General features: G+C 62.5%; 10 protein-coding genes and 3 rRNA genes. 1 reads left to right on the forward strand and 12 read right to left on the reverse strand.

Features of this window, described 5'->3' with window-relative positions:
- Positions 1 to 7 precede the first annotated feature (7 nt).
- The 4 genes from rrf to murA form a co-directional block, all read right to left on the reverse strand.
- Positions 8 to 120, reverse strand: a 5S ribosomal RNA gene (gene rrf, locus ACXDF8_RS24775).
- A gap of 107 nt (positions 121 to 227) precedes the next feature.
- Positions 228 to 3343: ribosomal RNA gene (locus ACXDF8_RS24780) — 23S ribosomal RNA — on the reverse strand.
- A gap of 403 nt (positions 3344 to 3746) precedes the next feature.
- A 16S ribosomal RNA gene (locus tag ACXDF8_RS24785) occupies positions 3747 to 5268 on the reverse strand.
- Together the 16S, 23S and 5S rRNA genes form the textbook arrangement of a ribosomal RNA operon.
- Before the next feature lie 288 nt (positions 5269 to 5556).
- On the reverse strand, positions 5557 to 6807 hold the full coding sequence (gene murA / locus ACXDF8_RS24790; protein WP_457225920.1) for a UDP-N-acetylglucosamine 1-carboxyvinyltransferase: 1251 nt from the start codon (positions 6805 to 6807) through the stop codon (positions 5557 to 5559).
- Between the two features lie 62 nt (positions 6808 to 6869).
- Here murA and ACXDF8_RS24795 point away from each other — a divergent pair, with 62 nt between their 5' ends.
- Positions 6870 to 7490, forward strand: coding sequence for a cob(I)yrinic acid a,c-diamide adenosyltransferase (locus ACXDF8_RS24795; protein ID WP_457225921.1), 621 nt, complete (start codon positions 6870 to 6872; stop codon positions 7488 to 7490).
- A gap of 1 nt (position 7491) precedes the next feature.
- Here the strand turns inward: ACXDF8_RS24795 and ACXDF8_RS24800 are convergent, their stop codons facing one another.
- From ACXDF8_RS24800 to ACXDF8_RS24835, 8 genes are all read right to left on the reverse strand, one after another.
- Positions 7492 to 7935 carry a DUF2550 domain-containing protein gene (locus ACXDF8_RS24800; protein ID WP_457225922.1) on the reverse strand — a complete coding sequence of 148 codons (444 nt, stop codon included), beginning with the start codon at positions 7933 to 7935 and terminating at the stop codon, positions 7492 to 7494.
- Positions 7936 to 7947: 12 nt separating this feature from the next.
- A complete protein-coding gene (locus tag ACXDF8_RS24805) occupies positions 7948 to 8313 on the reverse strand; it encodes a F0F1 ATP synthase subunit epsilon (protein ID WP_457225923.1) in 366 nt (121 codons plus the stop codon).
- 39 nt (positions 8314 to 8352) lie between these two features.
- Positions 8353 to 9780, reverse strand: a complete 1428-nt coding sequence (gene atpD, locus ACXDF8_RS24810) for a F0F1 ATP synthase subunit beta (protein WP_457225924.1) — start codon at positions 9778 to 9780, stop codon at positions 8353 to 8355.
- Positions 9781 to 9826: 46 nt separating this feature from the next.
- A complete protein-coding gene (locus ACXDF8_RS24815) occupies positions 9827 to 10750 on the reverse strand; it encodes a F0F1 ATP synthase subunit gamma (RefSeq protein WP_457225925.1) in 924 nt (307 codons plus the stop codon).
- Between the two features lie 18 nt (positions 10751 to 10768).
- Entirely contained in the window at positions 10769 to 12418 is a 1650-nt protein-coding gene (atpA, locus tag ACXDF8_RS24820) for a F0F1 ATP synthase subunit alpha (RefSeq protein WP_457225926.1), read from the reverse strand.
- 71 nt (positions 12419 to 12489) lie between these two features.
- Positions 12490 to 13821 carry a F0F1 ATP synthase subunit B/delta gene (locus ACXDF8_RS24825; RefSeq protein ID WP_457225927.1) on the reverse strand — a complete coding sequence of 444 codons (1332 nt, stop codon included), beginning with the start codon at positions 13819 to 13821 and terminating at the stop codon, positions 12490 to 12492.
- 3 nt (positions 13822 to 13824) lie between these two features.
- Positions 13825 to 14337: a F0F1 ATP synthase subunit B gene (locus tag ACXDF8_RS24830; protein WP_457225928.1), complete on the reverse strand. Its 513-nt coding sequence runs from the start codon at positions 14335 to 14337 to the stop codon at positions 13825 to 13827.
- A 5-nt stretch (positions 14338 to 14342) separates the two neighbouring features.
- A complete protein-coding gene (locus ACXDF8_RS24835; RefSeq protein WP_036343982.1) occupies positions 14343 to 14594 on the reverse strand; it encodes a F0F1 ATP synthase subunit C in 252 nt (83 codons plus the stop codon).
- Positions 14595 to 14619 lie beyond the last annotated feature (25 nt).

Raw genomic sequence — 14619 nt, forward strand, 5'->3', positions numbered from 1 at the left:
AATTTGTGTTCGGCGGTGTCCTACTTTTCCACCCTGTTGGGTAGTATCATCGGCGCTGGTAGGCTTAGCTTCCGGGTTCGGGATGGGACCGGGCGTTTCCCTGCCGCTATGGCCGCCGTAACTTTATTCACTCGTTTGTGAGTGTGAATCTGTGTTTTGGTGGTGGGGTGTGGTTGTGGTGTGGTTGCGGGCGTGTGCGTCTCTTTCAACCGTTGGTGTTGATTGGTTGTTGTAAGTTTTCGGCCGGTTAGTGCCAGTTCCCTGAACACCTTGCGGTGCGTGTAGGTCTGGTCTATCGATCCCGTGGTCTGCGGGGGGCCTTATCCCTCTAAAAGGGTGAGAAGCCTGGTCTTGGAGAAGGTTTCCCGCTTAGATGCTTTCAGCGGTTATCCTGTCCGAACGTGGCTATCCAGCGGTGCCCCTGGTGGGACAACTGGTGTACCAGAGGTTCGTCCGTCCCGGTCCTCTCGTACTAGGGACAGGTTTCCTCAAGCTTCTGACGCGCGCGGCGGATAGAGACCGAACTGTCTCACGACGTTCTAAACCCAGCTCGCGTGCCGCTTTAATGGGCGAACAGCCCAACCCTTGGGACCTGCTCCAGCCCCAGGATGCGACGAGCCGACATCGAGGTGCCAAACCATCCCGTCGATATGGACTCTTGGGGAAGATCAGCCTGTTATCCCCGGGGTACCTTTTATCCGTTGAGCGACACCCCTTCCACTCGGGGGTGCCGGATCACTAGTCCCGACTTTCGTCCCTGCTCGACATGTACGTCTCGCAGTCAAGCTCCCTTGTGCACTTGCACTCAACACCTGATTGCCGTCCAGGTTGAGGGAACCTTTGGGCGCCTCCGTTACATTTTAGGAGGCAACCGCCCCAGTTAAACTACCCACCAGGCACTGTCCCTGGACCGGATATACGGTCCGAGGTTAGAAGTCCAATACGATCAGAGTGGTATTTCAACAACGACTCCACCCACACTGGCGTGTGAGTTTCACAGTCTCCCACCTATCCTACACAAACCGAACCGAACGCCAATACCAAGCTATAGTGAAGGTCCCGGGGTCTTTTCGTCCTGCCGCGCGTAACGAGCATCTTTACTCGTAGTGCAATTTCGCCGAGTCTATGGTTGAGACAGTTGAGAAGTCGTTACGCCATTCGTGCAGGTCGGAACTTACCCGACAAGGAATTTCGCTACCTTAGGATGGTTATAGTTACCACCGCCGTTTACTGGGGCTTAAATTCTCCGCTTCACCCAAGGGTTAACGGGTCCTCTTAACCTTCCAGCACCGGGCAGGCGTCAGTCCGTATACATCGTCTTGCGACTTCGCACGGACCTGTGTTTTTAGTAAACAGTCGCTTCTCACTGGTTTGTGCCACCCCCCACCGCTGCCCACCGCAAGGGTGATGACAGTAGGAGGTCCCCCTTCTCCCGAAGTTACGGGGGTATTTTGCCGAGTTCCTTAACCATAGTTCACTCGTACGCCTTGGTATTCTCTACCTGACCACCTGTGTTGGTTTGGGGTACGGGCCATGTGTGTGCTCGCTAGAGGCTTTTCTTGGCAGCAGAGGATCACCGAATTCGCCTCACTCGGCTATGCATCACCTCTCAGACATATGAGATACGGATTTGCCTATATCTCGTCCTACAGGTTTACCCCAGTATTACCACTGACTGGTACGGCTACCTACCTGCGTCACCCCATCGCTTGACTACTACCCACCCGGGTCCCGCGCAGCCAGCCAGCGGTGGCCCCCGAAGGGAACACTCACCGACCATTTGGGCGGTTAGCAGAATAGATTCATCAGGGACGCCCACACACGGGTACGGGAATATCAACCCGTTGTCCATCGACTACGCCTGTCGGCCTCGCCTTAGGTCCCGACTCACCCTGGGCGGACTGGCCTGCCCCAGGAACCCTTGGTCTTTCGGCGGGCAAGGTTCTCACTTGCCTTATCGCTACTCATGCCTGCATTCTCACTCCCACACCCTCCACCACTCGATCACTCGGCGGCTTCACTGGATGCAGGACGCTCCCCTACCCAACGACACAAGGTCGTTGCCGCGGCTTCGGCGGTGTGCTTGAGCCCCGCTACATTATCGGCGCACAATCACTTGACCAGTGAGCTATTACGCACTCTTTCAAGGGTGGCTGCTTCTAAGCCAACCTCCTGGTTGTCTCTGCGACTGCACATCCTTTTCCACTTAGCACACGCTTAGGGGCCTTAGCCGGCGATCTGGGCTGTTTCCCTCTCGACGAACGGAGCTTATCCCCCGCCGTCTCACTGCTGCGCTCTTAGACTTACCGGCATTCGGAGTTTGGCTGACGTCAGTAACCCTGTGGGGCCCATCGGCCATCCAGTAGCTCTACCTCCAGTAAGAAACACGCAACGCTGCACCTAAATGCATTTCGGGGAGAACCAGCTATCACGGAGTTTGATTGGCCTTTCACCCCTACCCACAACTCATCCCCTCAGTCTTCAACCTAAGTGGGTTCGGGCCTCCACGCGGTCTTACCCGCGCTTCACCCTGGCCATGGGTAGATCACTCCGCTTCGGGTCCAGAACACACCACTACACCACACACTCCTGTGTGGATACGCCCTATTCAGACTCGCTTTCGCTACGGCTACCCCACCCGGGTTAACCTCGCGACATGTCCCTGACTCGCAGGCTCATTCTTCAAAAGGCACGCCATCACCCCACGCAAGCGAGGGCTCTGACGGATTGTAGGCACACGGTTTCAGGTACTATTTCACTCCCCTCCCGGGGTACTTTTCACCATTCCCTCACGGTACTAATCCGCTATCGGTCACTGGGAAGTATTCAGGCTTACCGGATGGTCCCGGCAGATTCACAGCAGATTTCACGGGCCCGCTGCTACTCGGGGACATGTCACGACAGAGAACACGTTTTCGTCTACGGGGCTCTCACCCACTACGGCAGGCCATCCCAGACCACTTCGACTAACACATTCTTTTCTCACTGACGCCCAGACCGGCAGATCTGAGAAGACACACCCCACAACACCGCACCCACAACCCCTGCCGGGTATCACATGAGCACGGTTTAGCCATCCTCCGCGTTCGCTCGCCACTACTAACGGAATCACTTTTGTTTTCTCTTCCTACGGGTACTGAGATGTTTCACTTCCCCGCGTTCCCCCCCAACGCCTATACATTCAGCGTTGGGTGACACGACATCACTCGTGCCGGGTTTCCCCATTCGGACATCCTCGGATCAACGCTCGGTTGGCAGCTCCCCGAGGCTTATCGCAGCCTCCTACGTCCTTCATCGGCTCCCAGTGCCAAGGCATCCACCATGCGCCCTTAAACACTTACAAACACAAAACCAATATCAAAAGAAATTGCACATCAACACCCACACAAACCCCCCACCACAGTCCAAAGACCCCGGCCAGGAACGCTCGCATGCGTGCTAGATGCTCGCAACCACTATCCACAAATCAAACACCACACCCCACCACCAAAGTGAGGCAACAACACGCCGACCCCACCACCGCGAGGCCACCCCGCAAACCGAGGCACAGGCTTGTTGTCTCAAAGCCCAACAGTGTGTTTGGCAGCACCAGAAAAGCCCCCACAGGGAACTCCCCGTCTCCGGCTACTTTGCTTGTCATGCACCAGACCCCCACCCACTACAGGCAAAAGGCCATCCAACGAATCGACCAGAACACCGAACCCCCACACGATGTGGGCGGGCCTGATACTCGTGGTGCTCCTTAGAAAGGAGGTGATCCAGCCGCACCTTCCGGTACGGCTACCTTGTTACGACTTCGTCCCAATCGCCGATCCCACCTTCGACGGCTCCCTCCCACAAGGGGTTAGGCCACCGGCTTCGGGTGTTACCGACTTTCATGACGTGACGGGCGGTGTGTACAAGGCCCGGGAACGTATTCACCGCAGCGTTGCTGATCTGCGATTACTAGCGACTCCGACTTCACGGGGTCGAGTTGCAGACCCCGATCCGAACTGAGACCGGCTTTGAAAGGATTCGCTCCACCTCACGGCATCGCAGCCCTTTGTACCGGCCATTGTAGCATGTGTGAAGCCCTGGACATAAGGGGCATGATGACTTGACGTCATCCCCACCTTCCTCCGAGTTGACCCCGGCAGTCTCTCACGAGTCCCCACCATAACGTGCTGGCAACATGAGACAAGGGTTGCGCTCGTTGCGGGACTTAACCCAACATCTCACGACACGAGCTGACGACAGCCATGCACCACCTGCACACAGGCCACAAGGGAACCGACATCTCTGCCGACGTCCTGTGCATGTCAAACCCAGGTAAGGTTCTTCGCGTTGCATCGAATTAATCCACATGCTCCGCCGCTTGTGCGGGCCCCCGTCAATTCCTTTGAGTTTTAGCCTTGCGGCCGTACTCCCCAGGCGGGGTACTTAATGCGTTAGCTACGGCACGGATCCCAAGGAAGGAAACCCACACCTAGTACCCACCGTTTACGGCGTGGACTACCAGGGTATCTAATCCTGTTCGCTCCCCACGCTTTCGCTCCTCAGCGTCAGTTACTGCCCAGAGACCCGCCTTCGCCACCGGTGTTCCTCCTGATATCTGCGCATTCCACCGCTACACCAGGAATTCCAGTCTCCCCTGCAGTACTCCAGTCTGCCCGTATCGCCCGCACGCCAGAGGTTAAGCCTCTGGTTTTCACGAACAACGCGACAAACCACCTACGAGCTCTTTACGCCCAGTAATTCCGGACAACGCTCGGACCCTACGTATTACCGCGGCTGCTGGCACGTAGTTGGCCGGTCCTTCTTCTATAGGTACCGTCACTTGCGCTTCGTCCCTATTGAAAGAGGTTTACAACCCGAAGGCCGTCATCCCTCACGCGGCGTCGCTGCATCAGGCTTGCGCCCATTGTGCAATATTCCCCACTGCTGCCTCCCGTAGGAGTCTGGGCCGTATCTCAGTCCCAGTGTGGCCGGTCACCCTCTCAGGCCGGCTACCCGTCGTCGCCTTGGTAGGCCATCACCCCACCAACAAGCTGATAGGCCGCGGGCCCATCCCACACCGCAAAAGCTTTCCCCTCCCAGACCATGCAGCCAGAAGGGTGTATTCGGTATTAGACCCAGTTTCCCAGGCTTATCCCAAAGTGCAGGGCAGATCACCCACGTGTTACTCACCCGTTCGCCACTCGTGTACCCCGAAAGGCCTTACCGTTCGACTTGCATGTGTTAAGCACGCCGCCAGCGTTCGTCCTGAGCCAGGATCAAACTCTCCAAACAAAAACCCCTCCCAAAGAAGGCGAATTCACAATCAGAGAAAATCTGACCTAACAAAAACGACACCAAAACTGGCATCACAAAAGCCACACCCCAACACGGGGGTATCAGAATGCAGCAAAAAAAAACAACAAACAAAAACCACCAAACACACTATTGAGTTCTCAAACAACACACCCGGCTGACACCCGCCAGCAGGCAACCCTGCCAGCTTACTTGAATTCATTGTCGGCGTCAACTTGTCGCTGCCTTCCCGTTTCCGGGCCCGGCGCGACTGGCCGATTTCATACTCTACACGCGTTCGATCTCAGCTCCAAGTCGCGCCAGATTCTCGACGAACAGCGGGTAGCCGCGATCGATGTGAAACACGTCGTGAACTTCGGTTTCTCCGTCAGCGACGAGCCCGGCCAGCACCAGGCCGGCACCGGCACGGATGTCCGAGCACCAGACCGGCGCACTGGACAGCTGCGGGATTCCGCGCACCACCGCGTGGTGCCCGTCGGTGCGGGCGTCGGCCCCGAGCCGGATCATCTCCTCGACGAACCGGAACCTTGCCTCGAATACGTTCTCGGTGATCATCGACGTCCCGTCGGCGACGGACGCCAACGCGATCGCCATCGGTTGGAGATCGGTCGGGAACCCCGGGAACGGAAGGGTGGCGACGTTGCCGGCTTTGGGCCGCTCGTACTGGACCACCCGAAACCCGTTGTCATGCTGAGTGACGGTGGCCCCCGCGTCGTGCAGCTTGTGCAGGACCAACTGCAGATGCGACGGATCCACCCCCGTCACCGCGATATCACCGCGGGTCATCGCTGCGGCGATGCCCCACGTCGCGGCGACGATCCGGTCACCGATCACCCGGTGCTCGGTGGGATACAGCCGCGGCACCCCGGTGACCGTGAGCGTCGAGGTGCCGGCTCCCCCGATCTGGGCGCCCATCTGGTTCAGCATCTCGCACAGATCCACGACGTCCGGTTCCCGGGCGGCATTGTGGATGGTCGTCACACCTTCGGCGAGGACGGCGGCCATCAGGATATTTTCGGTCGCCCCTACCGAAGGGAACTCCAGCTGGATCTCCGCGCCGCGCAGCTTGTCGGCAGTCGCCACCACGCAACCGTGTTCGATGGTGCAGTCCGCGCCCAGCTGCCGAAGTCCGGCCTGGTGCATGTCCAACGGCCGCGACCCGATCGCGTCGCCGCCCGGCAACGCAACCCGTGCGCGCTTGCACCGACCGACCAACGGGCCGAGCACGCAGACCGACGCGCGGAACTGACGTACGGCCGCGAAATCGGCCTCGTACTTCGGCTCCTCGGGTGAGGTGATCCGCACTACCGAGCCGTCGAGCTCGACGTTGGCCCCCAGACCGCGAAGCACCTCGGCCATCAATGGCACGTCGAGAATATCCGGGCAGTTCGTGATCGTGGTGGTGCCCTCGGCCAGCAGGCTCGCGGCCATCAACTTCAAGACGCTATTCTTGGCGCCCCCTACCGCCACCTCGCCTGACAACCGGTTACCACCGGTCACCACGAAACGCTCACCCACGGCCGTCAGCTTAGTGGAGCCGACGGCCTGGGCCGGGTCACTCGGCCGGTACGGTTTGCGCTATGGCAGTGCATCTGACCCGCATCTATACCCGTACCGGCGACGACGGCACCTCGGGACTGAGTGATTTCTCACGGGTCGACAAGAGTGACCCGCGCCTGGTCGCCTACGCCGACTGCGACGAGGCGAACGCGGCGATCGGCGTGGCCATGGTGCTCGGGCAGCCCGACCACGAGCTGCGTGCGGTGCTGCTGCAGATCCAGAACGACCTGTTCGACGCCGGTGCAGATCTATCCACCCCGGTTGTCGACAACCCCGAATACCCGCCGCTGCGGATCACCGCGCCCTACGTCGACCGGCTCGAGGCGTGGTGCGATCACTACAACGAGACGCTGCCGGCCTTGAAGTCGTTCATCTTGCCGGGCGGCACCGCTCTGTCGGCACTGCTGCACGTCGCTCGTACCGTGACGCGACGCGCCGAGCGCTCCGCGTGGGTGGCAGTGAAGGCCTACCCCGACACCGTCAGCCCACTGCCGGCCCGTTACCTCAACCGACTGTCCGACCTGTTGTTCATCCTGTCCCGAGTGGCCAACCCAGAGGGTGACGTGCTGTGGCAACCCGGGCGCGCCGGCGCGGAAGACGGCGCGGACGACAAGCCCGAAGGCAAGACCGAAAAGGAGTAGCTCAGCCGCCGCGGCGCCGCGAGCGCGGTGACGGGCGAGATTCCACCCAGGACAAGAATGCCGTCAGCGCACCCCGATCGAGGGCCATCTCGTATCCACGCCACCGGTCGACAGTGGTGTCGTGCAGTTCGAGTACGACGATCTCCGCGGTCATGATGTCGAATTCGTCGCCGCGCGGACCTCGCCGGGAGATGACCTCGAGCCCGCGCCGGCTCAGTCGGCGGTCCGGCCACCAGCGCAGACTCGACAACCGGTAGAACCTGGCCTCGTCACCGCGGTAGCGAATGACGCCATGGCGCCAGCCCTGACCGCCCACCGCGGGAATGTCACGCAGTATCGCCGCGGTGCCACCCTGGCGCAGCTTCCAGAGTCGGTAGCTCAGCGCGACGACGACGAGCAGCAGCACGCTGACGAGCGCGACCATGAACATCATCGACGCGCTCATCAAGTCACGCAGCTAGTCGAGTTGACCTAGGGCACGCAGGCGCGCCCTACCGCGGGCGGCGGTGTGCGGATCGTCGGAGGCCGCGTCAGCCTTGGCAGCGTCCGCGTCGATCTCGGACTCGAATTCGGCCGACTCGGCGAGGATCGTCACGCTCTCCTCCGTGACCGACAGGTAGCCACCGTCGACTGCGATGCGCAGATCGTCCTCGCCCTCCCGTTCGACGCGCACCATCGCGTCGTCCACCAGCTGTGCGACCAGCGGGATGTGCCGGGGCAGGATGCCGATCTCGCCCGATGTGGTGCGGGTGAAGACGAACGTTGCCTTACCCGACCAGATCTTGCGCTCGACGGCGACGATGTCGACGTCCAATTCGGCCATCTCACATCACCTTTCGGCTTGGCGTCGCGTCAGCGTTCATCACAGCTTGGCGCCGAGGCTTTCGGCCTTCTTCGCCAGGTCATCCAGGCCGCCGATCAGGAAGAAGGCCTGCTCGGGCAGGTGGTCGAATTCGCCCTTGGCCAGCTTGTCGAAGGCCTCGACGGTCTCCTTGAGCGGCACGGTCGAACCGGGCTGGCCGGTGAACTGCTCGGCAGCCATCATGTTCTGGCTCAGGAAGCGCTCGATCTTACGAGCCCGGTACACCAGAACCTTGTCCTCTTCGGAGAGCTCGTCGATACCGAGGATCGCGATGATGTCCTGGAGGTCCTTGTAGCGCTGCAGGATTCGGATGACTTCCTGGGCGACCCGGTAGTGCTCGTCACCGACGACGCTCGGGTGCAGGATCGTCGAGGACGACGCCAGCGGGTCCACCGCGGGGAAGATGCCCTTGGAGAACACCGCGCGGGAAAGCTCGGTGGTGGCATCCAGGTGCGCGAACGTGGTGGCCGGCGCCGGGTCGGTGTAGTCGTCGGCGGGCACATACACGGCCTGCATCGAGGTGATCGAGCGGCCACGGGTCGAGGTAATGCGCTCCTGCAGCTCACCCATCTCATCGGCCAGCGTCGGCTGGTAACCCACCGCGGACGGCATGCGGCCGAGCAGGGTCGACACCTCGGAACCGGCCTGGGTGAACCGGAAGATGTTGTCGATGAACAGCAGCACGTCCTGGCCCTGCTCGTCGCGGAAGAACTCCGCCATGGTCAGCGCGGACAGCGCGACGCGCATACGTGTGCCCGGCGGCTCGTCCATCTGACCGAACACCAGCGCGGTGTCCTTGAGCACGTTGGCGTCGGCCAGCTCGACCCAGAGGTCGTTGCCCTCACGAGTGCGCTCCCCCACGCCGGCGAACACCGAGGTACCGCCGAAGTTGCGGGCGATGCGGTTGATCATCTCCTGGATGAGCACCGTCTTGCCCACACCCGCACCACCGAACAGGGCGATCTTGCCGCCACGCACGTACGGGGTCAGCAGGTCGACGACCTTCAGGCCGGTCTCGAGCATCTCGGTCCGCGGCTCCAGATCGGCGAAGGCCGGCGGCTTGCGGTGGATCGACCAGTGCTCGAAGTCCTTGCCGTAGCCCGGCTCGTCGAGGCAGTCGCCGAGGGCGTTGAAGACGTGGCCCTTGACGCCGTCGCCGACCGGCACCGAAATCGAGGCGCCGGTGTCGCTGACCTCGACACCGCGGACAAGTCCGTCGGTGGGCTGCATCGAGATGCAGCGGACCAGGTTGTCACCCAGGTGCTGGGCAACTTCCAGGGTCAGGGTCTTGGCGAGCGCACCGAACGCGATATCGGCGTGCAGCGCGTTGAACAGGGCGGGTACCGAGCCACGCGGGAATTCCACGTCCACCACCGGTCCGGTGATGCGGACAACGCGCCCGGCCGTCTTCTCTGCGGTAGCAGTCATTTCCTCTTCGCTTTCGCTTGCTGCGTTGGACTATGTAGTTGATTGGCTAGCGCGCGTCGGCCAGCGCGTTGGCGCCACCGACGATCTCGCTGATTTCCTGGGTGATCTGCGCCTGCCGTTCGCGGTTCGCCGCAAGCGTGAGCGCCTTGATCAGGTCGTCGGCGTTGTCAGTCGCCGACTTCATGGCGCGACGACGAGACGCCGACTCCGACGCCGCCGCCTCGAGCAGCGCCGCGTACACCCGCGTCGCGATGTAGCGCGGCAGCAGGGAGTCGAACAGCTCCTCGGCATTGGGCTCGAACGAGAACAGCGTGTGCGGACCGGTTTCGGCCTCGCCGACGTACTCGACGACCATCGGCGCGATGCGCAGCGCCGCTGCCTGCTGCGACAACATCGACTTGAACTCCGTTGAGACGATGTGCAGCTCGTCCACTCCGAGAATCCCATCCGCGCCGGCGTCGTCTCCCTCGTCGTCGGCACCGGACATGAAGGCACTCACCAGGGTGTCGGCGATCGCCTTGGCGTCGTCATAGGTCGGCCGCTCGGAGAAGCCGGTCCACGACTCGGTGACCGCCCGCTGGCGGAAACTGTAGTAACCCAACGCTTTGCGCCCGACGACGTAGAGCACCGGGTTCTTGCCCTCTTCCCGCAGCAGCGAGAACAGCTCCTCGGCCCGGCGCAGCACGTTTGCGTTGTAGCCGCCGCACAGACCGCGGTCCGAGGAGACCACCAACACACCGGCCCGCTTGGGGTTCTCCCGCGCGACGAGCAGCGGGTGATCCAGCGCGCTGGCGCCGGCGAGCTCGGTGAGCATATTGGTGATCTCAGATGCGTAGGGCCGGGCCGCATCGACCCGGGCCTGCGCCTTGGCGATCCGCGACGTGGCGATCAGCTCCTGGGCCTTCGTGATCTTCTTGATCGACGAAGCGGATTTGATACGTCCGCGAAGCTCGCGAAGTGTGGCTGCCATTCTCTTATAGCTCTTCTACTAGTTCTTTTTTGGCGCCGGCTTACGGACCTTGACGGATTCCTTCTCCAGGTCCTCGGGGTCCAGTGCCTCAGCCTCCTCGCCGCCCACGACCACCGAGCTGCCGTCGGTGGCGGCGAAGCCCTTCTTGAAGTCGTTGATGACCGAAACGAGCTTCTCTTCGGCTTCCTCGGAGAGCTTCTTGGACTCCTTGATACCGGTGAGGATGTCGCCGTGGCTGGCCTTCACGTGCTCTAGGAACTCGGCCTCAAAGCGCGAAACATCCTCGGCCGGAACCGAATCGAGGTGCCCCTGCGTGCCGAGGAAGATTGCGACGACCTGGTCCTCGACCGCCATCGGGCTGTACTGGGCCTGCTTAAGCAGCTCGACCAGCCGCACACCGCGGTCGAGCTGAGCCTTCGAAGCGGCGTCCAGGTCGGAGGCGAAGGCCGCGAAGGCCTCCAGCTCGCGGTACTGCGACAGGTCCAGACGCAGCGAGCCGGCTACCTCTTTCATCGCCTTGATCTGCGCGGCACCACCGACGCGGGACACCGACACGCCGACGTTCACGGCCGGGCGCACACCCTGGTTGAACAGATCGGACTCCAGGAAGCACTGACCGTCAGTGATCGAGATGACGTTGGTCGGAATGAACGCCGAGATGTCGTTGGCCTTGGTCTCGATGATCGGCAGACCGGTCATCGAACCGCCGCCCAGCTCGTCGGACAGCTTCGCGCAACGCTCCAGCAGACGCGAGTGCAGGTAGAAGACGTCGCCGGGGAAGGCCTCGCGACCCGGCGGGCGACGCAGCAGTAGCGAGATGGCGCGGTAGGCGTCGGCCTGCTTGGACAGGTCGTCGAACACGATCAGCACGTGCTTGCCGTTGTACATCCAGTGCTGGCCAATGGCCGAACCCGTGTAGGGCGCAAGCCATTTGAAGCCGGCGGCGTCGGACGCCGGGGCCGCGACGATGGTGGTGTACTCCATCGCACCGCCCTCTTCGAGGGCTCGCTTCACCGAGGCGATCGTGGTGCCCTTCTGGCCGATCGCGACGTAGACACAGCGCACCTGCTGGTTGGGATCACCGGTCTCCCAGGCACTCCGCTGGTTAAGGATGGTGTCGACGCAGACGGCGGTCTTGCCGGTCTTGCGGTCACCGATGATCAGCTGGCGCTGGCCGCGGCCGATCGGGGTCATCGCGTCGATGGCCTTGATACCGGTCTGCAGCGGCTCACCGACGCCCTGACGCTGAACCACCGAGGGCGCCTGCAGTTCGAGCTCGCGACGACCCTCCGCCTCGATATCACCCTGACCGTCGATCGGCTGGCCCAGCGGGTTGATCACGCGGCCGAGGAAGGCGTCACCGACGGGCACCGAGAGCACCTCGTTGGTGCGCTTGACCTGCTGACCCTCGGCGATCTTCTCGAACTCACCGAGGATGACCGCGCCGACGCTGTGCTCGTCGAGGTTCAGCGCGACGCCGAGCACGCCACCGGGAAACTCCAGCAGCTCCTGAGTCATCACCGAGGGCAGACCCTCGACGTGGGCGATGCCGTCGCCGGCGTCGATGACGGTGCCGATCTCCTCGCGCCCGGAATCCGCCTCGAAGCTCGAGACGTACTCCTGGACGGCACCCTGGATGTCGTCAGCCGAGATTGTCAACTCTGCCATGGCTTTTCGTCTTCCTGCCTTTGTTTTGGGTCTTGGGGTTCTTCAGCTGTTCGGCTGGGCTAGTCGGTCGGCTAATCAGGGAGCTTCGTCACGGCCGCGGCCAGCCGTGACGACAACGTCCCGTCGATCACCTCGTCGCCGACGGCGACCGAAAGGCCACCCAGCACAGAGGGATCGACATTCACCTGCACCGAGACGGGGTGGTGATAGATGCGGGTCAGGACCTCGGTCAGCCGCGTGCGCTGCGCGGCACTGAGTTCGGCGGCCACACTGACCTGGGCGACGATCTCGCCACGGCGGGCGACCGCAAGCCGGGCCAGTGCCAGCGCCGCTTGGTCGGCCCGCTCGCCGCGCACCAGCCTGATCATCTGGACCAGCAGGGCGGTCGCGGTCGCGTTGGCGCCGCTGCCGTCCGAGAGGAGCTTGCGCAGCAGCGCTACCCGGCCGTCGGTCGGTGTGGAGTAGTCCGCCAGCAGGGTGCTCAGCTGGGGCTGCTCGTCGAGAATGCGGGTGAAGCGGAAGAGCTGTTCTTCGACCTCGTCGGCCTGATTCTCACGCTCGGCGCGAACCAGCAGGGCGAGCCGGGCCACGTGTTCGATGACGTCGACCAGATCCTGGGTGTGCGACCAGCGCACCGAGACCGCGGTCTCGAGCAGATCCACGGTGTTGGCCCCGACCTTGCCGTCGAGCAACCGGTGCAGCAGATGCTTCTTGGCGTCGGTCTCGCCCGAGGACTCCGCCAGGTGCCGGGCTAGGATCGGCTCACCGATCAGCAGCCCGGCCACCGCCACGAGGTCTTCGGACAGGGTGGACAGGCCGTCAGTGGACAACCCCGACGACAACGCGTCGAACTTCTCGACCACGGCGGCCTGCGCCTCGCGGCTGGCCGACCGGAGATCCGAACCGGTCTCGGGGGCGAACGCCGCCGGCGCCATCGAATCCAGCTCGTCCAGGAACCTGTCGACGGTGGCCGACTGCGCCTGGATGTCAGCCACGTGCGCCCGCACCAACTCGCCAGCGCGCCGCACCGACTCGCTACCCAGGTCTTGGCGCAGTTGCCGGATCAGCTGGGCGCGCAGCAACTGAACCTGTTGCCCACCTTGAACTTTGATCCGCTCCACCTCGACGTCGGCTTGTGCGCGAAGCTGCTCGACGATGCGCTCGGCATCTGTCCGGGCCTCCTCGACGATGTGCTTGGCCTCGGCCTTGGCTTCCTCGACCCGAGCGGCGTGGTGCTTGTCGGCGTCAGCAAGCCGCTTGGCGGCCTTGGCGCTGTCGTCGAGCTGAGTGCGCACCGCGTCCTTCTGGTTGGCCATCAAGGTCTTCACCGGCGGCACGACGTACCGCCAGAGAATCCCCACGATGACCGCGAAGCCGATGAGCTGTCCGATGAAGGTTGACATGTCCTACCGTCCCGGCGCCGTTGTCGCCGACTCGCTGGAGATCTCGACACCCAAGACCCGGCTGGCCAGCGTCGCCGATAGGGAATCCACCGACGACCTCAGCTCGGTCGCGATGGAATCGCTCTGCAGCTTGAGTTCGTTGGCCGCCTCCTGCAACGTCGCCGCTGCCTCCTCGCTGGCGCGACCCTTGTGCTCGTCGAGGATCTTGCGACCCTCCGCTCGGGCCTCGTCACGGATGCCAGAAGCCTCGCCGCGTGCCGCGGCCATCTCCTTGCGGTAATCGGAGTCGGCAGCGGCCTCGAACTCGTTGGCCTTACGGTTGTCCTCGGTGGTCTTGGCGACCATCTTCTCGCGTTCACCGAGCACCTTCTGAACCGGCGGCACGACGAACTTGCCGATCACGCCCAGCACGATCAAGAAGATGGCCAGTACGAAGAAGAAGGTGCCGTTGGGGACGAGGAAGTTCTGAGTACCGCCTTCTTCGGCCGCCAACAGGGTGACGCTGTGCTCCCCCATGCGGACTAGGAAGCGCCAGGCGTGGCGAACACGAACAGGGCCATGAACGCCAGGTTGATGAAGTACGCCGCCTCCACCAGACCAACGGTGATGAAGAACGGAGTGAACAGCCGGCCCTGGGCCTCGGGCTGCCGGGCGATGCCGGAAATCAGGGCGTTACCGGCGATGCCGTCACCGATACCGGCGCCGATAGCGCCGCCGCCCAAGATGAGCCCGCCGCCGATCAGGGCGCCCATGACGATTTGTGGGTCTGCCATTGCTTATCCTCCTTGATTGCTGGTA

It is taken from the genome of Mycolicibacterium sp. CBM1, assembly GCF_054073305.1.

Coding starts and splice junctions, on each gene's coding strand:
- atpA (WP_457225926.1), bottom strand. CDS start 12,418: ATGGCAGAGTTGACAATCTCGGCTGACGACATCCAGGGTGCCGTCCAG.
- ACXDF8_RS24800 (WP_457225922.1), bottom strand. CDS start 7,935: ATGAGCGCGTCGATGATGTTCATGGTCGCGCTCGTCAGCGTGCTGCTG.
- ACXDF8_RS24805 (WP_457225923.1), bottom strand. CDS start 8,313: ATGGCCGAATTGGACGTCGACATCGTCGCCGTCGAGCGCAAGATCTGG.
- ACXDF8_RS24825 (WP_457225927.1), bottom strand. CDS start 13,821: ATGTCAACCTTCATCGGACAGCTCATCGGCTTCGCGGTCATCGTGGGG.
- ACXDF8_RS24830 (WP_457225928.1), bottom strand. CDS start 14,337: ATGGGGGAGCACAGCGTCACCCTGTTGGCGGCCGAAGAAGGCGGTACT.
- atpD (WP_457225924.1), bottom strand. CDS start 9,780: ATGACTGCTACCGCAGAGAAGACGGCCGGGCGCGTTGTCCGCATCACC.
- ACXDF8_RS24835 (WP_036343982.1), bottom strand. CDS start 14,594: ATGGCAGACCCACAAATCGTCATGGGCGCCCTGATCGGCGGCGGGCTC.
- ACXDF8_RS24795 (WP_457225921.1), top strand. CDS start 6,870: ATGGCAGTGCATCTGACCCGCATCTATACCCGTACCGGCGACGACGGC.
- ACXDF8_RS24815 (WP_457225925.1), bottom strand. CDS start 10,750: ATGGCAGCCACACTTCGCGAGCTTCGCGGACGTATCAAATCCGCTTCG.